The organism is Streptomyces sp. NPDC005820, from assembly GCF_040630255.1.
Taxonomy (GTDB): domain Bacteria; phylum Actinomycetota; class Actinomycetes; order Streptomycetales; family Streptomycetaceae; genus Streptomyces.
Genome location: NZ_JBEXXE010000038.1, coordinates 1 through 22,140 on the forward strand (window position 1 = coordinate 1; position 22,140 = coordinate 22,140).

Sequence of the window (22,140 nt, forward strand, 5' to 3'; positions counted from 1 at the left end):
AGCACCCCCCGGATCATCAAGGACAGGGGCAACGAGTCATACCGGCCCTGAAGGCCACGAGCCCGAACCGGGCTCTACGAGGAAGGTAATGGGCACCAGGGTGCCAGTCTCAGTGGTCGCCGGAGGACGACATCCGGGCTTGGTGGGGTGATCGCGGGCCACCGCGCGGTTGCACAGGAGGAGGGCGACCGCGCCCCGGCCGGGTGAGCAGAACATGTACCGGGTCAGGGAGTCGTCGACCATGCCGGGGGCCAGGATCTCGTCCGCGTCGAGCGGCTCGCGAGGCCGGGCGTGGCGCGGGTTCGGAGCAGCCGCTCGAGCAGCTGATCCGAACCCCCGGGCCGGTCAGTTGACGGCCACGACCGCCGTGTTGTTCGTGAGGTCCGGGTCGAAGTCGAACGGGTACTCGCCGAACTCGCCGAACGTGGGATGGATGCTCACGGCACCGGTCGCGCCGGGCACCACGGTGTCGACGCGCACGGAGAACGCGAACGTGCGCTGGGTGTCCTCCAGAACCCAGTACCGCAGGTCGCAGTCGTATCGCGGGGCGCCCGTCTGCCTCGGGTAGTAGCCGCCCTCGAGGGTTCGCGGGTAGCAGCCGGACGGTACGCCGGTGACCGTGGTGCCCTTGGGCACGATCAGCCGGACCTCGGCGACCGGGTCGCCGGAACCGAGGTTGCCGAACCAGGCCGGGCCGTTGTTCTTGAACGTGAGCTCGGCCGTGGCTGTCTCGCCCGCCGAGCCGGAGATGGCGTCACCGGTCACGGAGAAGTCCGCGGTGTTTTCCGCGCCGATCTGCAGGATTGCGTAGTTGTTCTGGGAGTCGATGTCCTGGGCGCCGTCGCCCGGTTCGATATCGATGTCGAGCCGCTCGTTCAGCGCGTGCGGGGCGAGTCGCACCGTCAGGGGCTCGGGCAGCTCGAAGGAGTCGCCCGGCGCCAGCACCTGGTCGAACGTGCAGATTGCGTTGTTCGACGGTGCGTAGTCGTTGCCGTCCGTCGTGGTATAGGTGCAGGCGTCGTACCGGGTCAGATCCGTCAGGCCGTACGAGGCGGAAAGCTTGACGGTGAACCCTTTCGCGCTCTCGTTGCCGTTGTTGGTGATCTTCAGCGGAATCGGCCGCTCGTCGCCAGGCCGACCGTCCGCGATGTCGGCGACGGGGTCGATGGCGAGGTCGGGTCCAGAGCCGACGGTGAGCGTGGTGTCGGCGCTCTCGAGCGGCGCGGTGAGCGTACCGTCGGGACCGCCGGTGGCCGTCGCCTCGTAGGTGATCCTGCCTTGTGTGCCGACGGCGGCACCGTCGGCCGCGCGCACCGTCAGGAACACCTGGTCCTCGAAGTCGCCCCCGATCGCGGGCACCACGGGAACGTCGCACACCGCGCTCGTGCCGCTCGGCGTGCAGTTGTCAGGCCAGGTCACCTCAGCGACCCCGGTGAGGTCGGAGACGTCGACGGTGAGCCTGCCGTTGGTCACTGCGAAGTTCACGTTGTCGTGGTAGATGCCGACGCCGAGAGTGCGGGACTGCGGCTGACCGCCGTCGGTGCCGAGCGGCAGCGTTTGTTCGTACGGCTCGTGGATCGACAACTGGTCTGTCTGCGGCGGGTCGTCAGCAGCGAACGCGGGCGCGGCGAGGCCGGCCGTCAGCAGACCGGCCGTCACCGCCACGGCGGCTCCGGATCTGAGGCGTAACGGGCGTCCAGCAGAGAACCGTCTCATTGCTACCTCCAGGGGTGTGATGTCGTGACTGACGCGCCCTCGGCCCCGGCGCACCGGCAGGATCATCACATGGCAGGGCAGCCCGCCGCGCCCGCGTTTTCCGGCCCTGTTGAAGAACACCCCGTTGCCAGCCGAGCCGCTTGCCTCTGCTGCCACCACCTGTCACTGGCCGCTCGAGGACGTCGACCACACGATCAACATCATCGACACGCCGGGCCAGTTCCTGCAACCGAGTCTTTGCCGCCACCCTTCGCTTAGGTGATCGCCTACCGGACAGCCCCACCACACGAAAGGCGAGGCTAGGACGCGTATCGAGTCGTGATCAATCGGTGGTTCGGGTGAGGCCTTTGATCGATCAGGCGCTCGACTGTCCACCTCACCCCGCTTCGCCGCTTCTGCGATCAAGCCCTCCAACAGGGCCTCGAACACGCCCGCGTCACGCCATGGCCGGAAGCGATTGTGGACGGTCGACGGGGCACCGAACTCCCGCGGCATCTCCCGCCACTGCCCGCCGGTCTTGAATCGCCAGATCACACCCTCGAACTGCTGGCGCAGCCGCTCCGGGTACCGGCAGATCGATCAGGACTGGCGTTCTCGGCAAGGGCGGCAGCCTCAGTCACCACGACCACCCCTAAGCTCAACCCCATGACCGCGTTCGACGAGCTCACTCGCCTCGTCCCTCCGCCGCCGCAACCACTGTGGGCAAACGGAGACTGGGACGAGGTGGAGGCAGCACTCGGCGTGGAAGTCCCCGCTGACTTCAAGCAGCTGGTCGAAGGCTACGGGGCATACCACTTCGCCGAGTTCTTGACGCCACTTACGCCCTTCGGCGGGCGCGACCTGTTGGTCGGCCCGGCGAAACGGCTGCTGGACCAGGAACGCAACTTCCGGGACAGCAGGCCCGACGCCTGTCCGTACCCCCTCTACCCGGAGCCGGGCGGACTCCTGCCGTGGGCGGGAACCGACAACGGGGACCGCGTGTGCTGGCTCACTGACGGGCAGTCGGACGAGTGGACGGTCGTCTGCTGGAACCCGCGGGGCTGGTACTACGACGCGCATCCCGTGGGCGCGGTCGAGTTCTTGGTCGGCTGGCTGTCGGGACACATCAGCACCAGCGTCTTTCCCGACGCCGCCGAGTTCGTTGAGAAGGACTGATCCGATCAACTCGGGCACCCCGGCCGCGTCGGCAGCCGCACAGACGTTTGCGATGGCGTCGCGTCCGCCAGCGGGTCACCGAGTCGGACAGGCCGGCCGATCAAGCGACGGCGGTGCTCATTCGTCGATCACCAGGCGCGACAGGAGGAACGTGATGATCTCATCGCGAGCGCGGATGGTGGGGTGTCCCTCCTCGTTGACCAGGTGCGCGGTCACCACGCTGTGCGGCGTACCGACGATGTCCCTGAAGAATGGCGGTGGCGCGGTGTTCGCGGCGGCGCCACTCACGACCCGTCCGTCGAAGCGCTCGCCCAGCAGGGCCGCATAGGCGGCAAAACGCTGACCTGTGCACCAGCGGTCGTTGTCGAACCTATACCCCAATGCCCTTAGGTCATCACGCTCGAAACGCTCCCTGATCGCCACCGCGTCCGCCGGCGAGAGCTCCAGCCCGGCCGGGTCGTCCAGAGGGAGCGACGGATGGTTGACAACCGGAGCGATCACGGAGGGCTCAAGGGTCATCGTGAGGGCGAAGTTTCCGGTGAAGCACATCCCCACCACGCCTGCACCTGGACCACCGCACTCGTCGTGCGCCCGTCGCGCCAGGGCCCGGAGCCAGTCCACGACAGGGCTTGTGCCGCCGCCTGCGAAGACCCGGAACTCCTTGCTCACGCAGGCTCGCTTCATCACCGACGTGCCGGGACCCGCCGTCGGATAGGCGCCATCCGTGCCGAACAGCGACGGCACGTAGACCGTGAAACCGGCATCGCGCACCCAACGGGCGAAGCGGGCCAGGTCGGGACTGACGCCCGGCATCTCCGGCAGCACGATCACCGCAGGACCGGCTCCGGTGACCTGGACGGCCTTGCTCACGCCGCTGAACGCCATCTCGCGGCAGTGGAAGTCGGTCAGCGGATCATCACGATCCACCTCGCGTCTGGTCATGGCCGGCTCCTCCCGACGGGATATCGGGGCAATTCTGACCGGGCGGGCTCTTCTGGCCGAGGGGCGGGATCGCCATACTCCAGGGTTATCCCGCCACGCCGGGTTCCGAAAGGAGATGCCTCATGGGGTCGTCCGGTCCACTGCGGGTAGGTGTACTCGCCTACCCGGGCTGCTTCGCATCGGAGGTGTTCGGCGTCGTCGATCTACTGACGATGGGCAGCCACGTCACCCGGGCAGGCGGGGGCTCGCCCACACCGTTCGAGGCCGTCGTGGTCTCGCCGAGACGGCGCGTCATCGCCTCGGGCGGGGTCGCGCTCGGGGTGGTCCCGCCGCGCGATGTCGACGTCCTTGTGGTGCCGGGTTTCGAACCGGCCCCCGGAACGGACCCGGCCCTCGGGCTGGATGCCCTGAGGCCGGAAATCGAAGCGATCCGTGCGCATGCCGACCGCGGAATCGCCGTGGTGTCGATATGTGTCGGCGCCTTCCTGCTGGGCGAGGCCGGTCTCCTCGCGGGGCGACGGGCCACGACCGCCTGGTTGTTCGCGGGCCAACTCGCCCGGAGGTATCCCGGTGCGGACGTCGCGCCACGGGAGTTGGTCGTCAGTGACGCCGGCGTCACCACGACGGCAGCCTTCAGCGCGATGTACGACTTCGTGCTGAACCTCATCCAGCGTCATTGCGGACGTACCGCAGCACGCCGTACGGCTCGGATCGCATTGATCGATGACGCGCGCGTGTCCCAGGCCCCCTATGTCGACGACGAGCTCCTGCCCACCTTGGGCGACGGCTTCTCCGCGCAGGTGCAACGATTCCTCGACCAGCACCTGCAGGATCGATACAACCTGCCCACGCTTGCCGAGCACTTTCACGTCAGCACGCGGACCCTGCTGCGACGCTATAAGCAGGAGACAGGCGAGTCGCCTCTCGTCCACCTGCAGCGGGCCCGGATGCGCAGAGCCCAACACCTGCTGGAGAGCACGGACCGCACCACTTGTCAAATCCATCTGGACGTCGGTTACCGCGACTACGGCACATTCGCCGGGCTCTTCACCCGGCACTTCGGAGTCCGCCCCACCGAGTACCGAGCCGGCTTCCGCCGTGAACGAGCCTCTCCGTGATCGCTCAGCAAAGCCCAGGACTCGGCCTTGAGGTGTCGCGTGTTCCTGGACGGGTATCGGCTCTTGTCACTGTGCGTCAACAATCCATGCAGGGGCGGGGGCTCGTCGTACAGGACGCGGCGGAGGACAGCGAGGCGGTGGTGCTGGTGCATCGGGGCCTGGTTCTGCTTGATCACATGCAGGACGAGTCGGGGCATGGCGCCGTTTTCCCTGCACAACGTATCGACGTCTTCGTCCGGCCACCGGCCGCGCCGCTCCTCGAGCGCCTTGCGCTGGTGCTGCCGGACGCGGGCCAGTCGGGCGCGACCGCTGTCGGTCAGTTCCAGCAGCTTGGCTCTGGGCCGCGACGGATGAGCCACGCGGCGCAGCAGGCCCTCCGCTGGGGCATGGCCTTTCGTCAAGACCACCGGTTGACGCAGCTGCTCTTCTACATGGATGACTGGAACGGCGACTTCGTGTCCTCGCTCGCCGCGTTCACCCAGCTGCACCGGCTGGACGTCGTGGCACGGTCTCCCGAGGGCGACGACCACACGGACCGACTCCGCGCCGCCTTGCCGAACACGGTGGTCGACAATGAGGGAAGTCATCCCGCCTACCTGATCCAGATCGAATTACGGCGGTTTCACGCCAGACGGAGTCCCCGGCCGACGGCCGTCCGGCGACGGCTCGCGGAGTACACACCGTCGACGCTCGAGACGCACGTGTTTGATTGTGTTGCCCTTTGCCCTCGCCTCAGGGCGGCGCCACCGGGTACCCGGGCGGCAATCTGCGGTGGCGATCATGCAGACGGCAATGGGAGCACTCAACACCCGATACCGGGCAATTCCTGTGTGTCTCCTCTGCGTTATCCAGGCCATGCCGCCACCCTTCACCGTGCCCGCAGATGGTAAATGTGGAATCTGCGGCGCTTTGATGCTTTTGCCGTGACAACCGGTTCCAGCGGCTCACGCCAGGGGATTGACCTTCCGAACGCCCAGGACGTAAAAAGACCTCCACAAGTGAGAACCCGTTCACTTGTGGTCATTTCTGTTGACAGGGCGCAGCGCTGCAGTGCACTCAAAGAAGAGGACTCGCCATGTCTCGATGCCATGACTTCCCCGACGAGACCCACGCCGAGCAGGCCAGGGGCCTGTCCCGACGCGGGCTCCTCAAGGGCGCGGCGCTCACGGCAGGAGGCACACTCCTGACCTTCGGCACAGCGACGGTGGCGCAGGCGGCGGACTCGTCCATCACGGCGACATCGCCGAACGGCAAGAACACGATCACGATGTCCCTGACCGGCGGAGTGCTCAGCTGGTCCGTGAAGCGCAGCGGCAAGACCGTACTCAACAGCTCCGTGCTGGGCCTGACCCTCAGCAACGGCACCTCTCTCGGCACCGGCAACGTGTCCGTGACGAACTACCAACACTGGACCAAGGACAGCACCTGGACCCCGGTCTTCGGCCGCAACGCGACAATCCGGGACTACTACCAGGAGATGCGCTGGAACCTCCAGGACGGCACCAGCGGCACCAACTTCTCCGTCCAGCTCCGCGCCTACAACACCGGGGTCGCGCTGCGCTACGTCCTGCTGGACACGGGCAGCGCGATCATCGCCGACGAGCTGACCACCTGGGTCTTTCCTGACGACACGACCATTTACAGCGCCCGCGACGAGGACGCCTACAGCGCCATCGCCCCGGACGCCATCCCCTCCACGGGCACCTCCTCCACCGACAACGGCAACCTCAGCGACCTGCCGTTGCTGGTCACGCTCGCCAACGGCACGTTCGCCACGATCTGCGAGTCCTCACGGGTCAACTACCCGCGCTCCATGGTCAGTTCCGTCGCCGGCCAGAGCGACACCCTCAAGACGTACCTGATGGAGAAGTCCGCCCGCTCAGCCGGCACCACACAGACCACGTCGACTGTCACGACCCCGTTCTCCACGCCCTGGCGGGTGCTGGTGCTCGGTGACGCGGCGACCGACCTGGTCGACAACGCCGAGCTGGTGCTCAACCTGGCACCCGCCTGCGCCCTGTCGGACACGTCCTGGATCAAGCCGGGCAAGGTCTTCCGCTGCGAACTGACCACCGCCGCCGGCACCGGGGGCGTGGACTTCGCCGTCGCCCGGAACCTGGACTACATCGAGTACGACGCGGGTTGGTACGGCCCGGAGTTCACCACCGCCACGGCCACCGCCGCGATATCCGCCATCGACCTGCCCACCGTGATCGACTATGCGACGCAGAACGGCATCGGCGTCTTCCTCTACGTCAACCGGATCGCCGCCACCGACCCCGACACCCTGTTCGCTCTGTACAAGAACTGGGGCGTGGCCGGCGTGAAGCTCGGCTTCATCAACGACGGTACCCAGGCCATGACCAACCAGATCATCACCTGGGCGAAGGCCGCGGCCAAGTACGAACTGCTGATCGACATGCACGACGACGTCCGTTCCTGGGGTTACGAACGCACCTACCCCAACTGGATCAGCTTGGAGGGCGTCCGGGGCAACGAACAGTTCCCGACCGCCACCAACAACGTCCTGCTGCCCTTCGCCCGCAATGTCGGCGGCCCGATGGACTACACCATCTGCTACGGCCAGTCTCGCGACCAGACCACCAACAACCACCAGATGGCCATGGCCGCCGTCTACTACCAGCCCCTGAACTTCCTCTACTGGTATTCCAAGCCTTCCGCGTACGCCACCACCGCCAACTGGCCCGGACTGGCCTGGTTCGACGCCATCCCCACCACCTGGGACGAGAGTCAGGCGGTCGCGGCCTCCCTCGGGGAGTACGTCGCCGTCGCCCGCCGCAGCGGCACCACCTGGTTCCTCGGCGCGATGAACAACGAAACCGCACGGACCGTCTCGATCCCCCTGGACTTCCTGACCAGCGGCACCTCGTACACGGCCAAGATCTACGCCGACGGGACGGCGGGCAGCACCCCGCACGCGACCCCGACCGTCGTCACCACCCAAACGGTCACCTCCGGCACCACCCTCAGTGTGGCCATGACCAGCGCCGGCGGACAGGCAGTGATCCTTACGCCGGTGAGCTGAACAAGAAGCAATCCTCGACGCGACGCCTGCCGGACCGGCAGCATCAACAAGATCTCCATCGACCCCGACCACCACCGCCAGGGCCTCGGACGGGCCAAGAACTTCTTCCCTGCCCTGGGGGAGGAGTGGGGGGCGCGCTGCCCGAGTTCGGCGGGATCTGCGAGCACCTCGCCTCGCCCACCGGCTACCGCACTCACCCACCTGGCCGCCGCCCACGGCCCGCGCTGGAACGCCGCGTGTGAGGCAGACAGGAGCGAGGGGCTTGCGGTCCTCACCCTGCGCGGCAGACGCGGGCCGAAAGGGGCTGCCTCGGCCAGAGGCGGCCGGCCAGGCAGCGCGGCGGGGCGCACTTGCTGATCAGCGGGCAGCGTGTTCGACGCGCGGGCGGGAGTCGCATGATGCTCGCGCGACAACCCACCCAGTGCATGCGAGAACGGCAGGCACCGCCTCTTCCCCGGTGGCGGCAGCTATGCCACCACCGGGGAAGAGGTCGACGGGATGATCGCCTCTCGTTCAGATGACTCCGAGCAGTCCGTTGCCGCCGAGGAGGGTGCTGTCCTGCTGCGGGAAGCCGACGGACGGGGCAGTGATCATGCTGCTGCCTTTGGCAGTGGGGCCGTTGGTGCCGCCCGGAAGGACCCAGACGGCGCCGGTGGCGTTGTTCTCCTCCGCGGCGCTGATGAAGAGTTCCGGTCTGCCGTCCTTGTTGATGTCGCCGACGGCCACGGTGGTACCGAACATGTCGTCGGTCTCGCCGGCTCCGGGGATTTTGGCGGTGTCCTGGGTGAAGGCGTAGGCGCCGGTGCCCAGGGCCCCGGTGCGGCGGCCGGGGATGACCGTCACCTGCCCGGCGTTCGGCTTGCCCGTGTCCTCCATCGGCGAGCCGACCACGATGTCCGCCAGCCCGTCACGGTTCAGGTCGGCCACCGCGAGGGCGCCGCCGAAGTTGTCCCATTTCTCGCTCGTGTCGGGGACACCGGGGGTGTTCTGGGTGAGCTGCACCGGTTTCGCGTCCCGCGCGATGCCGTTGGCCGAGCCGTACCAGAGGAGTACGCGGCCGCCGAGTGCCCCGTCGGTGGTGGCGTGGTCCGGCTCGTCCGGGTCTCCGACCACGAGATCGGCGTACCCGTCGCCGTTGATGTCACCGGTGGCCGCGATCAGGCCGTTGCCCATCTGCTGTGCGCCGCCGTACACGGGGTTGACGTACACCTCGCCGCCGCTGATGTCGCTGAGGCGGACGGTGACGGCCACCTCGTCCGGGACCCCGCTGCGGTCGAAGTCGCCCAGCGTGACACTTCCGACGGAAGCGGTGTCGCGGTTTTCATCGGCCGAGCCGTAGGTGCCGCTGCGGCTGAACGGCCCCCGGAAGCGCATCGCCCCCTCATACCCGGCCACGAGCACCTCGGTCCGCACGCCGGCACCGGTGCTGAGCGCCGCCACGTCCAGGCCGTAGTACTTGCCGGCCGTGGTCGCCGGCAGATCGGTGCCGGACGTCAGCCCGGACCTGCTGCCCCACAGGACCGTCACCGTGCCGGCGTCCTTGCCCCGCGTGGTGTCCTCGTACGGCGCGGAGACCACCAAGTCCGCGTAGCCGTCCCGGTTCAGGTCGGCCGTCGCGGTGGCGGCACCGAACCCGTCGTTCGGCTCGGCCGTGTCCGGCACACCCGCGGTGTTCTGCGTGATGGTCGCCCGCCGCGATGCCGACAGCCCCGCCCTCCCCCCGTAGAGAACGACCACGGCACCGGCTCCCGCCTTACCGGCGACGTTCGCACCCGGCGCGGGCAGCACGGCATCGCGGTAACCGTCACCGTTGAAGTCACCGGGCACCGCACCGTGCACGGCCGCCGCGGGCACGGCCGACACCAGCGGAGCACCCACGACGACGGCGACCAGGAGCGCTCCCGTTCGCCAACCCCCGTGCAGACCACGTCTGTTCATCATGAACTGGATCCCCTCCCCCTCGACGCACCTGGCGTGCGCCCCAGTCCAGAGAATCGTAAAGGGCGCCCCCCATGACCGTCCTCGCAGCCCCGCAACGGGGTTACCGTTCTTCGGAGTTGGCATGACTACCTCCCCTTATCGAGTGCATGGCCTGGGGTGGTCACCAGTTCCGAGGACACTGACAGACCGTGATCAGGGGCATGACCACCGACTTCTCCGCAGGTCGGGGGCTCTCGTCATGTGGATGTGGCGATCAGTGCCGTGGCAGGGCCGGGCGAGTACGACCGGAGGACACCGCCCGTGATCGATACCGGCGACATCGACGTCTACCTCGGCCTGGACGTCGGCAAGGGCGAACACCACATCACCGCGCTCACCCCGGCCGGATAGGAGGCATTCGACGAGCGGCTGCCCAACAGCGAGGCCAAGACCGACGCGAAGGACGCGTTCATCATCGCCGACGCCGCCCGGGCGATGCCCCAAACGCTGCGATCGGTCGACCTCGATGACGAGACGATCGCCGAGCTGCAGATGATCGTCGGCTTCGACGACGACCTCGCCGCCGAAGCCACCCGCCTGTCCAACCGGCTCCGCGGCCTGTTCACACAGGTCCACCCGCATCTGGCACGAGTCCTGGCCCGCGCATGCGGCACCCGGCCGTGCTCAGACTGCTGGACCAGTTCGGCTCACCGGCCCAGGCCCGCAAGGCCGGACGCCGACGGCTCGTCGCCCTGATCCGTCCGAAGGCGCCCAGGATGGCCGAACGGCTGATCGACGACGTGTTCACCGCGCTCGACGAGCAGACCGCGGTCGTTCCGGGCACGGATGCGGCCGCGCTGATCGTGCCCAGCCTCGCCTCCTCGGTCCAGGCGTGCTCGACCAGCGCAAACTCCTGGCCCACCGGATCGAGGAACTCCTGGAGGCCCACCCTCTCTCCAAGGTCCTAATCTCCACGCTTGGCATCGGCATCAGGACCGGAGCCCGCATCCTCATCGACATCGGCGACGGCACGGCGTTCCCGTCCGCGACCCACCTCGGCAGCTGTGCCGGCCTCGCCCCGGCAACCCGAAGCCCCGGGTCTTCATCCGCGGTGAACAGCCCTCACGAAGAGGAAACAAGCTTACTGACCAGCTCTTTCACACCTTTCCCGAACCTCGACAGTTATGACATTTCACCCAAGTGCACTCCATCTTGTCCTTCATGTGATTGCGATTCCAATCCGGCGTGCGCCCCCTACCTCGGCATGCACGGCATGCGTTGGGAGCAAGGGGCCGAGAGTATTCCCATATCGTCCACACGATGGCGACGACGATGATGAAAACGGCGAATCCATCCATGTCTCCTGAGTAGGCAGGAGCGTACTCGCCGCCAAGCCGCTACCCCACGGCGCCCGACGCACTTGACCGGCGCACAGAAGCGACGTTGTTGCCGGCCCGGACCGCGCGACGCGAGTCACAATGCGAGCGCCCCCAGCGCCCTGTCAGGCGCAGGGGGCCTTTGCAGACCCGTACGGAGCGCCAGGCGCGCTTGTCCCGACACTGGCCGAGGCCTCTCATGCCCGAAGCCACCCCGTCCGCCGCCGTCGTTCCGGCAGCGCCCGCCGCACCGAGTGCCCCGGCGGCACCGGCAACGCCCCGGCCCCGGCGATCCCGCCCACCCTGCCGGCCCCGGCCGTGGACGGCGATATCGGCCGACTCCCCCCTCCCCCGGTGGGCCCAGCACATCATCACGGACGGACAGGGCGCGGCCAGACCGGTCGCTGCGAGCACTGTCACCTCGGCGCCGCTGACGTCAGAAGATGCCGCGTACGAGGCAGGCAGGGGGGCGTGGGGCCGGACACTGATGCCGGGGAAATGGTCGTTCTACCTCGCCACCCGGGTCTGGGGCGGTGCCGCGCTCACCAGCGCGTACGTCGCCACCATGGCCAACGTCGCCCCTCCCAAGGCCTCGTACAGCTTCACCGACGTCGCCGACGACAACGGCGACGCCAAGATGGACGTGGTCGCCGCCGACGCCACCGGCAGCCTGTGGCTGCACCCCGGCAACGGCAGCGGCGGCTGGTCCACCTCAGCCGGGTACATCGGCTCAGGCCTCTCCGGCGATGCAGCACCTCGCACCCCGGATGGGCGACAACAACGTCGCTCCCATCTGTTCCGTTCCAGAGGCCAGGCTCGCGGCTCGCGGCTGCCCCCCTGATACAGACGCCGCAGAGCAAGTTCCCAAAGCCAGACAGCTCCCCCGGCTACGTGTCGGACCCAGGGCTTCGGCATCGTCGGGCGGCGTCTGAACGTGTTCAGGTGAGGCTGACTTCGACAAGAACACCTTCCGTCCCACCCTTGCACAACCTATCGAATATCGATAGTTTTCCCTCACGATTAGATAGAAGGATGAGCCATGGGAAAGCTGACTGTGCGTGCGCTGCGCGCCGTGCTCGTGGTGGTGCTCGCCGGCACCGTGTTCGTGCAGGCATTGATGGTGTGGACATTGGTCAGCGGGAACGACCCTGAGGACGGAACGCTCCCGCTGACAGCGCTGCGCCTCATCACGATCCTGGGCATGGTGTCGGCCCAGGTCGCCCTGGTCTGCGTATGGCGCCTGGTGACGATGGTGCGACGCGGAACCGTGTTCTCCCACGCCGCCTTCCGGTACGTGGACGGCGTGATCGGCGCCATCGTGGCGGCCGCCCTCGTATGGTTCACGGTCACGGCCGTCAATGCGCCGGGCCAGCGGGACGACCCGGGCGTCACCGTCATCATGGGCGGGATCGGCCTGGCCATCCTGGGGGTCGCACTCATCGTGCTCGTGCTGCGGATGCTGCTCGCCCAGGCCGTCGCCCGCGACGTCGAAGCGGTGCAGATGCAGGCCGAGCTGGACGAGGTGATCTGATGCCGATCGCCGTCGACATCGACATCGACATCGCCTTGATGCCGGCCAAGCGGAAGATAGATGCCCATCGGCGAATTCGCGGAACGCGTCGGGGTAGATGGGGCTCGTTGAAAGCGGCCATCCCGTGCTCGGGGTGTCGTTCGTCAGCGGATACCCCCTCCGCTGTTTGACCTCGCCTTGTAACTGCGAGCTTCCGGTTACTCCAGATAGAGAGCTGCCAAGCGGGGCAGTCGGCGAGTCAGTTCGCTGTGGTCGTCGAAATCGAAGTTCCAGGTGGGATCCAGCTCCGGGTACCGGATGGTGAACGCATCGTCAGGGAGTTGTTCGCCGGTCGCCATGATGTGTGCGTTCCAGACGATACTTAGCGCTTCCTCGCACTCGAGATCGAGTCCGTCGGCCGCTGACGCACGCACGACGGGCAGTTCTGCCAGGGCATCGGGATCAGCGACTATCCCCTCGAAGGCCTCGCGCCCCTGCGCGATCAACCAGCCACGGAAGTAGTCGAAGCCGTCGTCGGAGCATCCACCGTTGATCACGTAGGCAGCGGCCCACAGAGGGTTCGTGTAGGAGTCTGCCATCAGGTCCCACAGCACCTGCTGAGCGGCGATGATCTCCTCGGCCGGGTGCATGGCCAGCTGCGAGGTTGCCCGGCGGGCGACATCTTCGCCGTCGTTCGGGTTGGACGCCTGATTGCGGGCTGCCTCAATGAGCTGCCAGAACTGCTGTTTGTTCATGGCGGCAGAGCATGCCACCCGGTACTGACATCGGGCCGCCACAGAAGCTGGGCCCACCGGAGCAGCCACGTCGCTCCTGTCGGCGGCTGTGGTTGCCGGGCGCACATCGGCTCCAGGTTCCTCCGGATTCGGTGACCAGCCGGTGGTGGTCCTGTCGTGGTAATGCAGCGCCTTCGCGATGACGGGTGCCGGGGCTTGGAGGACGAGCCGGCGGATCGCGGAGGTCCTGCCGCGCTGTGGCGGAACGCCGATCTCACGCAGGTGGACCTGGAGTCTGACCGGGTTCATCGGCTGTCCGGGCCGGCGGCCGGGAAAGAGCCACTGTGCGCTTCTGCTGCTGGCGTAGGGCAGGTGCTGGCGGGACCGGATGCAGGCCCGCATCACGTCGGCGACGGGCGTCGGCAGCGGGGACAACGGGTCTCCCAGTTGGACGGTGACGGGTGGTCCCGTCGTCGGTGATGTCTTCGACTCCCAGCGTCCCTTCTCCGCCCTGGCCCGCAGGCGCCACTTGGTGCCCAAGAGCTGCCGGTCGACTCGCGGCAGGACGCCGCTGTCCATCAGCAAGTCACGGAGGTGAGTGACAGTCCGCCAGGGTGTCTCTTGATGTAGCGCGTCGTGGGTGAGCGGGATGCGGCCGGTGGCCAAGCCGTGCGTCGACGTGCTGCGGCGTCCAATGCCACGGCAGCGCATCGGCATGCCGGATGAAGGCCCGCACCGATCGCCGAGGGTCCCGATCGAGGCGTCGATGTCGGCCTCGGGGAGATGGTCAGTGAAAGCGAACGACGTGTACTGGGCGAGTTCAATCGGTCGATGCAACACCGGGTTGTTGAAGTGAGCGTAGTTGTTCTCCGAAGACTTCGGCGGGGGTCTTCCAGCCGAGGATCTTGCGGGGCCGGTTGTTGAGTGCGTATGCGACGGCTTCGAGGTCTTCGGCGGACCACCGGGACAGGTCTGTGCCTTTCGGAAAGTACTGTCGCAGCAGCCCGTTGGTGTTCTCGTTCGTCGGTCGCTGCCAGGGCGAGTGCGGGTCAGCGAAGAACACCCGCGTCCCGCTCTCCATGGCGAACTGGGCGTGACCGGAGAGCTCCTTCCCGCGGTCCCAGGTGAGGGTCTTGCGTAGTTGCCCGGGCAATTTGGTCATCGCTTCCGTCAGTGCCGCGTTCATCGCGGCGGCCCCGTATCCGCCGAGCGAGGGCCCGTTCTTGAGGTACGGTTTCTCGCCCCAGCCCTCCAGCCGCGGCAGATGGACCAGGAGCGTGGACCTGCTGCTGCGCTCGACGAGCGTGCCGATGGCCGACCTGCCCGTCCCGATGATCAGGTCGCCCTCCCAATGGCCAGGGACAGCACGGTCGTCGGCCTCGGCCGGGCGCTCGCTGAGAACGACGTCAGCGGTGACGTGGCCCTGCGGTTTGTTCCGGGACCGCGCCGTTGGCTCCCGCAGTGCACGGCCCGTGCGCAAGCACGTGACCAGCTCGCGCTTGAGCGCGCCTCGACCCTCGATGAACAGCGACTGGTAGATCGCTTCATGGCTGATGCGCATGGACTCATCATCAGGGAAGTCGACCCGCAGCCGGCAGGCGATCTGCTCCGGGCTCCATGCCGTTGACCACCGTCTGTCCTGGCGATGGGGCTTGTTCAGGCCCTTCCACGGCGGCGTTGCAGGACCTGGAACGATCGTGCCGTCGGGGCGGCGCACGTCACCGGCGAGTCGGTCCTGCACGTACTGACGCAAACGGTCGTTGCCCACGAGCTTGGCCGTCTTCGGGCGCTTCGCGGCCTGCTGCGCCTTCCACTGGGCCACCACGGCGCGGTAGACCGGCTTGCCGCCCCTGGTCGCGGCGTTGCGACGCAGCTCGCGAGAGATCGTTCCCGGGTCGCGCCCGAGCGTGCGGGCGATCTCACGCACGCCCTTGTCCCGGGCCCTGAGCAAGGCGATCTCCTCGCGTTCGACGAACGACAGGTAGCGGCCCGAGGGCTCGTCCAGACTCAGCGGCGCCATCCCGCCAGCGTGTCGGAACCATCGAATCCCGACCGGTGCCGACACGCCGACCCCCTCGGCGGCCTGGACCGAGGTGACCCCGGATGCGATCAGACGCCAGAACTCCCGTTGCACAGCACGCGATAGCTCAGGCCGGCCCGGCGAGCGCATCGGCGGCCGCATCGCTCGGTCCGCAGCCCACTGCCGCCGCGCACCCGGTGGCGCCTGCGGCATCTGCTTCCTCGGTCGTCCCATTGCACACCTCCGTGATCAGAAGGTGTTGCGACGACCAGTTGATTTCGCCCTGACTCGCCGCATCCGAGTGGTGAACCAGCCCCGGTCCAACCGGAGTTCCAGCGCGGCAGCGGCGCCACAAGGCCATGTCGAGGGTAGGAGGGCAAGGGCAAAGCAGGCCGCTCCCATCTGGCCGAGTTGGCCGGCCAGACGGGTCGTATTGGCGTTGGTACCGATCCAACGGTCGGCACCGCACCTGCACCACCACCCGGTGGCCGTCCAGCGGAACATCGGCCACCGGACGCTCATCTCGCCCTCGTCCACCGCGTCCTCGACAACCAGCGCCGCCCATCCTCAAAACACCTTCTGTGCAGAGGAGTTGACGTCCCACACCACACCACACCACACCACACCACACCACACCACACCAATCCCCACGACACCGCTCATGCTTCGTCATCACCGATTGCGGACAGTGCCGACGTTTAACAGTCCCGCTTAGGGATTCCCTTGCCCGGATTAGAGATCCCCTTGCTCAGATTTGGTATGGGCATGCCCGGCGGAGTCGCCGAGGCTGGACAGAATCTTCACAGCGGCGAGGGCGCGTCAGGTGTTCCTCGACCGCTCCCCATCCTTTGACTCAGCCGGTGTTCCGGTGTCGACTTGGAGAGTCTCCACTCATGCACATACCCCGCGCCGGTCGGCGCTCAGGCTGGTGCCGAGTCGCCGTGACCGGGCTGCTGGCCCTGGGCCTCGGCGTCCTGGGCCTCACTCCGGCCCAGGCCACCGCACCGAGCCCGCATACGAGGAGTTCGACGGGCTCCGGCGAACCGCTGGGCAAGACCGCCCCCAAGGCGAAGAACCTGGTCCCGCTGCCCAGCGGCTACGGTGCGACCCCGGCCGAGCAGGCAGCGATGCAGGCGGCGGCGGTCCGGGCGGTGCGGACCGGCAAGCCCGTTGCCGTCGACGCGCTGACCACGCCGACCGAAGTCGTCGAAGCCCTGCCCTCGGGAAAGTTCGGACTCTCCTCCAACCCGATCCCCGTACGGGTCGAACAGGCCGGCCGATGGGCTCCCGTGGACCTGCGCCTGCGCCGCCGGGCCGACGGCACATGGGCCCCCAGAGCCACGGCCTACGGACGGGTCTCCTTCTCCGGCGGCGGCAACGGCCCGCTGGCGGTGACCCGTTCGGGCGGGGTGTCCCTGTCCTTGTCCTGGCCGACGAGGTTGCCCACTCCGGTGATCTCCGAAGAGAGCGCGACCTACCGCTCCGTGATGCCCGGCGTGGACCTGGTCGTCTCTGCGACCCCGGCCGGCGGTCTGAGCGACACCCTGGTCGTGCACTCCGCGCACGCAGCGAAGAACGCGGCGCTTTCCTCGCTGCGGCTGGGCGCGAACGTGCGGGGCGGCCGGATGACCGAGAACGCCGGCGGCACCCTGGTGGTGACCGACCGTCAGGGTCACGTGGTCGCCGACGCGCCTGCCCCTTTGCAGTGGGACTCCAACCGCACCCTGCCCGCCTCTCGCATGCCCGCCGGTGCGAGGGTCGCGGCCGACGCCTCGGACGCCGGCCACCCCGGGCTCGCGGCCCGTGTCGCGCCCGTCCGTGCCAAGGTGACCTCCAGGGCGCTGACGCTGGTGCCGGACGCCCGTATGCTCGCCGCCCGTTCGACCGTGTGGCCCGTCTACGTGGACCCGTCCGTCAACTGGCACCCCGTCGACTACACCAGCCCGGCCTTCGACGAGGTGAAGCAGGGCTGCCCGGGCACGTCGTTCTACAACAAGACGACCGCCCTCGCGGACAACGGCAACCTCGGTGTCGGCTACAACGGATGGCCGGAGGGCTACTGCAACACCGGTGACGAGCACGCGATCTACCAGTGGTCGCTGTCCAAGACCATCTGGGGGGCGACCATCAGCAGTGCCGAAGTGGACGCCACCGCCGTCTACTCCGCTTCGTGCTCCACCTCCGCGACGGTAAATCTTCACTGGTCGAAGGGCATCGGTTCGGGTACCGACTGGAGCAACCGACCCGGCTACAACAGTTACTCCACCTCCGCGAGCTTCGGTCCGGCCTACAACCCGACGTACTGCCCGTCGAACGGCTCGGTCAGCAACGGCCTCAACGTCCTGACTCCGATCAAGAGCGCGGCCAGCGGGCATTCGAGCAGCTTCACGGCGACGCTGAGCGAGGACTCGATGGAGTCCAACCACAACGACCTCGGTTTCAAGCGCTTCTCGCACAATCCCACGCTGCAGATCTTCTTCGACAACCCGCCGAGCGCCCCGACGGCGGGCACCATGTCGGCGGTCTCCGGCGCGGACGACGCGGCGTGCGACACCACCGGTCCGTACTACCCGTACATGGGCAAGACCATCGCCTCCACGCCGCCAGTGCTGAAGGCCAAGATCTCCGACCCCAACGCGGACAAGCTCCAGGCGACCTTCCAGTACTGGGTCGACGGGTCCACCACCAAGTCCACTCTCGTCAGCGGCGACAACCTCTCCAGCAACGCCTACGCGAGCGTGCCGCTGCCGTCGTCCTTCATCTCCGGGCTCGCCAACGGCAAGATCGTGGACTGGGACGTCAAGGTCAGCGACGGGATGGCCAGTACCTCCTACACCCAGTCCCCCACCTGTCATTTCACGGCCGAGCCCACCGCGCCGGACACCCCGACGGTGACGTCGGAGAACAGCCTGTATCCGAACACCGATCAGAATGACGGCGTGGTCGGAGCGAGCGCGGGGACCGTCGGCAAGTTCGACCTCAAGGGCGCCGGTACGACCGCGACCAAGTTCGTCTACCACCTCGACGTCCCGCCGGCCACCAGCAACCCGCCGAGCGGCCAGTACGTCACCACGACGACCAACAGCGCGACCGTCTCGATCACTCCGCCCTCGCCCGGCCCCCACACGCTGTACGTGTACTCGGTCGACGGCGCCGGTGACGACTCGGGCGAGTTCGCCTACCCGTTCATCGCCGCCGGGCACACCGCCACCACCTGCGCCAGTCTGAGCGCCTGCTTCGACAACGTCGGCATCAGTTCCGACAGCAACATGGGGCTCGCGGACCTGGACGGCTCCGGCAACAGCCTGTCGGCGACCGACATGGCGGGCGCCGGATGGACCAGCGGCGGCAAGGTCACCGTCGACGGCGCCACCGTCACCCTGCCCGCCTTCGGCTCCGGCCAGAAGGACAACGTCCTGGCCGGCAACCAGACCATCACCTACAGCGGTTCCGGCAGCGCCCTGGTGTTCGTCGGCACCTCCACGGGTTCCGGCCTGTCGAGTCCCGGCTCGATAGCGGGCGACTCCACGGCCCCGTACGTGCCCGACGGGACATCGGTCACGGGCAGCTACTGCTTCACCGGGACCACGCCGGTCGGGGCCTGCCCCGGAACGGGCACCGTCACCTACGCGGACGGCACCAGCACCACGTACGACCTGACCGTTCCCGACTGGACCTCCGCGGTGAACCCCATCGCCGCCGTCGTACTGCCGCACAAGAACGCGGCGAGCGGCCAGACCACCGCCGCCCGGCGCCTCTACGCCTTCTCCGTCCCCCTCGACCCGGCCAAGACCGTCTCCTCGGTCACCCTGCCCGACATCTCCACCGGCACCGGCCCGCACGAGCAGGCCCTGCACATCTTCGGCATGGGCACCCGCAACACCACGGCGGGCACCCCGGAGGCGAACGGCGCCTACGCCGGCGCGGCTTCCGGCCAGTCCTGGACCGGCGCCTGGGCCAACCCCAACGAGGGCAACTACGACTTCCTCAGCGGCAACTTCTCCAACCAGTCCTTCCGGATCGCGCTCAAGCCGTCCCTGTCCGGCAGCACGGTGCGCATCAAGCTGGACAACGGCCTGGGAACCAGCAAGCTGTCCATCGGGCACGCCACGATCGCGCTCAGCTCCAACGCCTCGTCCCCCTCGGCGGTACCCACCGGCACGATCACCACGCTGAAGTTCGGCGGCAGCCAGTCGGTCACCGTGCCCGAGGGCGGCATGGTGTACAGCGACCCGATCGGCTTCAACGTCGCCGCGAATCAGTACCTGCTGGTCTCCTACGACCTCACCAACTCCGTCCCCTATCTAGTCCAGCACTCCTATGCCAGCGGCTCCTACGAGTACGTCAGCTCCGTCGGATCGGGAGACCTGACCACCGACACCACCGGAACGCCGTTCACCACCACCGCCGCCGCCTACGGCAACTTCACGGACCTGGTCACGGACCTCGACGTGACGTCCGCGAACGTACCCACCGAGGCAGTGCTCGGCGACCATCTGCTCGACCCGTTCCAGCCGGACACCACGCTGCCGAACTCCAACGGCTACCGCGTCTCCGACACACTGACCGCTGCCGAGCCCACGGCCGCGACGCCCTACGGTGTGCTCGCCGAAGGGATCGAGTCGAACCAGCTGATGACCGACAATCCCGAGACGTACAACGGCTCGGCCATCGGCGGACCGGCCGCCCTGTCCCGCATCGACCGCGACATCCTCGACCAGCCCGGTATCAACACCGTCATCGTCGACGAAGGTCTGGAAGACCTGCTCGCCGGCAGCACCAGCGACGAACTGGAGGGCAACGGCTACACCGCCCTCGTACAGCAACTGCAGGCCTGGGGCATCAACGTCGTCCTCACCTCCCTCACCCCCTGCGACGGCTTCACCGGCGACGGCGCGACACCCGACGACCCGTGCACCAGTACGGTCGACGGCTACCGCACCGACGTCAACGCCTTCCTCGGCGGAATGAACCTCGGCAACCCGTGGGCCACTCCGGCCACGTACTTCGCCGACTTCGACGCCGCCGTCGCCGACCCCGCTCCCGACAGCAACGGCGAGGAGCGACTCGCCTCCGGTGCCGACTACGGCGACCACGTCAACCTCACCGACCCCGCCTTCGGCGCACTGGCCACCGCACTGCTGTCGCCCCAGGACACCTGGAACCTCGACGACGGCACCGGGATGCCGGTGGCCACCGACACCGCGGCGACCGACTCCCTGAACACCCTCAACGCCAACCTGGCCAATCCCGGCCTGGGCAACAGTCCGCTCACCCTCGACGGCACGACGACCTGGACGACCGACGCCACCCGGGGCACCGTCCTGACCCTGGACGGCACGAGCGGCGACGCCACGAGCGGCGCCCAGGTGCTCGACACCACGGGCAGCTATTCGGTCTCCGCGTGGGTGAACCTGGCATCGCTGCCGACCCACAACGTCACGGTCGCCGCCCAGGACGGAACCGAGGACAGCGCCTTCTTCCTCAAGTACGACTACTCGGCCCAGAACAAGCCCGCCTGGTCGATGACCTTCACCGACAGCGACGTGGCCGACCCCACCTCACACGGGGCCTATGCGGCCGGAGCCACCGCGGGAACCTGGACCCACCTCGTCGGCACGTACAACGCCGCCACCCGCACCGGACGCCTCTACGTCAACGGCGCCCTCGCCGCCACCACGACAGGAGTCACGCCCTGGAGCAGCACCGGCTCCTTCACCGTCGGACGTGCGCTCTACGACGGCGACCGGACCGACTACCTGCCCGGCTCGGTCAGTGACGTGCAGGCCTGGAACTACACCCTGAGCGCCAACCAGATCACGGCGCTGTACCAGCAGATTCCCTGATCTGCGCAGAAACGCGGAGGGGGCGGCCCACACCCGGGCCGCCCCCTCCGTCGTCCGTGCTCCGGCTACCGGATGGAGATGTGGTTGAGCAAATGCTGGGTCAGTCGCAGCGCCCGCTCGACGTCCCACAGCCGGGGGGAGGCCGGCGGACCGCTCTCGGCGATCAGCTCCTGAACGGGCAGCTCCACGGCGGAAGGCAGGGTATGCAGGAGCTCCTTCAGCAGAGCACCGAAGTGCTCGCCGACCGGTTCGGCCGCGGCCTGGTGAAGCCTCTCCCGCGCCGCTTCCACGGCGGCCACGCGGGCACGGACAGCCGCCGCGTCGACCACCGCCCCGGGCGGTGGGGCGAAGTCCATGACTTCCAGGATCCACTCGGCCACGACGGCGTCGCCCGGTGCGGCCTGCCACTCACGGGCGCCGAAGGCTTCCTCCACCCGTGTCACGATCGCGGCCACCGCGCGGGCAACCGGCCGGGGATGCAGAGCCAGCGGGCGGCCCGTCCAGTCGTCGCTCGCGTACTCGGCGAGCGAGGGATCGCTGCTGATGTCGCTGTCCACCTGGATGAAGTCGATGTCGATCCGCTCCCAGGCCTCGGAGTGCTCCCACAGGATCTCGACCGGGTGGTAGGCGTGCTCCTCCATGAACCTCCACCAGGCCGCACGCCCGACCGGAGTGTCGAGCACGGGCAGCACGATCGCGCACCGGTAGCACACGATGTCAACGGGATACTGCATGTCTTTCTCCACTCCCCCGGCGT

Annotated in this window: 13 protein-coding genes and 2 pseudogenes; 8 read left to right on the plus strand and 7 right to left on the minus strand. The window is 67.9% G+C overall.

Translation table 11 applies throughout. The features are described 5' to 3' along the window. Positions 1-345 precede the first annotated feature (345 nt). Both ABZ464_RS36890 and ABZ464_RS36895 read right to left on the minus strand, forming a co-directional pair. On the minus strand, positions 346-1,665 hold the full coding sequence (locus tag ABZ464_RS36890) for a hypothetical protein (protein WP_359284827.1): 1,320 nt from the start codon (positions 1,663-1,665) through the stop codon (positions 346-348). A 429-nt stretch (positions 1,666-2,094) separates the two neighbouring features. Further along, positions 2,095-2,283: pseudogene (locus ABZ464_RS36895) on the minus strand (transposase); the annotation flags it as partial. A 78-nt stretch (positions 2,284-2,361) separates the two neighbouring features. Here ABZ464_RS36895 and ABZ464_RS36900 point away from each other — a divergent pair. Beyond that, entirely contained in the window at positions 2,362-2,871 is a 510-nt protein-coding gene (locus tag ABZ464_RS36900) for an SMI1/KNR4 family protein (protein WP_359284830.1), read from the plus strand. A gap of 117 nt (positions 2,872-2,988) precedes the next feature. On the opposite strand, the gene ABZ464_RS36905 is transcribed toward ABZ464_RS36900, so the two are convergent. Then, a complete protein-coding gene (locus tag ABZ464_RS36905) occupies positions 2,989-3,813 on the minus strand; it encodes a dienelactone hydrolase family protein (protein WP_359284833.1) in 825 nt (274 codons plus the stop codon). Positions 3,814-3,935: 122 nt separating this feature from the next. Between ABZ464_RS36905 and ABZ464_RS36910 the strand changes: the two genes are divergently transcribed. The 3 genes from ABZ464_RS36910 to ABZ464_RS36920 all read left to right on the plus strand — a co-directional run bounded on the left by ABZ464_RS36910 (position 3,936) and on the right by ABZ464_RS36920 (position 7,977). Continuing rightward, positions 3,936-4,931, plus strand: coding sequence for a helix-turn-helix domain-containing protein (locus ABZ464_RS36910; protein WP_359284835.1), 996 nt, complete (start codon positions 3,936-3,938; stop codon positions 4,929-4,931). Continuing rightward, the gene (locus ABZ464_RS36915; RefSeq protein ID WP_359284838.1) at positions 4,928-5,821 is read left to right on the plus strand and encodes a hypothetical protein; all 894 of its coding nucleotides are present in this window, start codon (positions 4,928-4,930) and stop codon (positions 5,819-5,821) included. Before ABZ464_RS36910 ends, ABZ464_RS36915 begins: the two co-directional genes overlap by 4 nt. A gap of 185 nt (positions 5,822-6,006) precedes the next feature. After that, on the plus strand, positions 6,007-7,977 hold the full coding sequence (locus ABZ464_RS36920; protein WP_359284841.1) for a glycoside hydrolase family 97 N-terminal domain-containing protein: 1,971 nt from the start codon (positions 6,007-6,009) through the stop codon (positions 7,975-7,977). A gap of 513 nt (positions 7,978-8,490) precedes the next feature. Here the strand turns inward: ABZ464_RS36920 and ABZ464_RS36925 are convergent. Beyond that, complete coding sequence (locus tag ABZ464_RS36925) at positions 8,491-9,918, minus strand: FG-GAP-like repeat-containing protein (RefSeq protein WP_359284845.1); 1,428 nt, start codon at positions 9,916-9,918, stop codon at positions 8,491-8,493. A gap of 300 nt (positions 9,919-10,218) precedes the next feature. Between ABZ464_RS36925 and ABZ464_RS36930 the strand changes: the two are divergent. From ABZ464_RS36930 to ABZ464_RS36940, 3 genes and pseudogenes are all read left to right on the plus strand, one after another. Beyond that, a pseudogene (locus ABZ464_RS36930) lies at positions 10,219-11,002 on the plus strand (transposase); the annotation flags it as partial. Between the two features lie 758 nt (positions 11,003-11,760). Next, positions 11,761-12,114 (plus strand): hypothetical protein, encoded by a 354-nt coding sequence (locus tag ABZ464_RS36935; protein ID WP_359284848.1) that lies wholly within the window; start codon positions 11,761-11,763, stop codon positions 12,112-12,114. A 198-nt stretch (positions 12,115-12,312) separates the two neighbouring features. After that, a complete protein-coding gene (locus ABZ464_RS36940) occupies positions 12,313-12,804 on the plus strand; it encodes a DUF2975 domain-containing protein (protein WP_359284851.1) in 492 nt (163 codons plus the stop codon). Between the two features lie 197 nt (positions 12,805-13,001). Here ABZ464_RS36940 and ABZ464_RS36945 read toward each other — a convergent pair whose 3' ends face one another. Both ABZ464_RS36945 and ABZ464_RS36950 read right to left on the minus strand, forming a co-directional pair. Continuing rightward, positions 13,002-13,538, minus strand: coding sequence for a DUF4240 domain-containing protein (locus ABZ464_RS36945; RefSeq protein WP_359285019.1), 537 nt, complete (start codon positions 13,536-13,538; stop codon positions 13,002-13,004). A 799-nt stretch (positions 13,539-14,337) separates the two neighbouring features. Then, positions 14,338-15,699, minus strand: coding sequence for an IS30 family transposase (locus tag ABZ464_RS36950; protein WP_359284854.1), 1,362 nt, complete (start codon positions 15,697-15,699; stop codon positions 14,338-14,340). Positions 15,700-16,478: 779 nt separating this feature from the next. Here ABZ464_RS36950 and ABZ464_RS36955 point away from each other — a divergent pair. Further along, positions 16,479-21,383, plus strand: coding sequence for a LamG-like jellyroll fold domain-containing protein (locus ABZ464_RS36955; protein WP_359284857.1), 4,905 nt, complete (start codon positions 16,479-16,481; stop codon positions 21,381-21,383). Between the two features lie 65 nt (positions 21,384-21,448). Here the strand turns inward: ABZ464_RS36955 and ABZ464_RS36960 are convergent, their stop codons facing one another. After that, on the minus strand, positions 21,449-22,117 hold the full coding sequence (locus ABZ464_RS36960) for a hypothetical protein (RefSeq protein ID WP_359284860.1): 669 nt from the start codon (positions 22,115-22,117) through the stop codon (positions 21,449-21,451). Positions 22,118-22,140 lie beyond the last annotated feature (23 nt).

What these genes read in the sequence shown, in the direction of transcription:
- ABZ464_RS36960 (WP_359284860.1), bottom strand. Translation starts at nt 22,117, where the DNA reads ATGCAGTATCCCGTTGACATCGTGTGCTACCGGTGCGCGATCGTGCTG.
- ABZ464_RS36940 (WP_359284851.1), top strand. Translation starts at nt 12,313, where the DNA reads ATGGGAAAGCTGACTGTGCGTGCGCTGCGCGCCGTGCTCGTGGTGGTG.
- ABZ464_RS36935 (WP_359284848.1), top strand. Translation starts at nt 11,761, where the DNA reads ATGCCGGGGAAATGGTCGTTCTACCTCGCCACCCGGGTCTGGGGCGGT.
- ABZ464_RS36925 (WP_359284845.1), bottom strand. Translation starts at nt 9,918, where the DNA reads ATGATGAACAGACGTGGTCTGCACGGGGGTTGGCGAACGGGAGCGCTC.
- ABZ464_RS36920 (WP_359284841.1), top strand. Translation starts at nt 6,007, where the DNA reads ATGTCTCGATGCCATGACTTCCCCGACGAGACCCACGCCGAGCAGGCC.
- ABZ464_RS36945 (WP_359285019.1), bottom strand. Translation starts at nt 13,538, where the DNA reads ATGAACAAACAGCAGTTCTGGCAGCTCATTGAGGCAGCCCGCAATCAG.
- ABZ464_RS36900 (WP_359284830.1), top strand. Translation starts at nt 2,362, where the DNA reads ATGACCGCGTTCGACGAGCTCACTCGCCTCGTCCCTCCGCCGCCGCAA.
- ABZ464_RS36905 (WP_359284833.1), bottom strand. Translation starts at nt 3,813, where the DNA reads ATGACCAGACGCGAGGTGGATCGTGATGATCCGCTGACCGACTTCCAC.
- ABZ464_RS36950 (WP_359284854.1), bottom strand. Translation starts at nt 15,699, where the DNA reads ATGCGGCCGCCGATGCGCTCGCCGGGCCGGCCTGAGCTATCGCGTGCT.
- ABZ464_RS36910 (WP_359284835.1), top strand. Translation starts at nt 3,936, where the DNA reads ATGGGGTCGTCCGGTCCACTGCGGGTAGGTGTACTCGCCTACCCGGGC.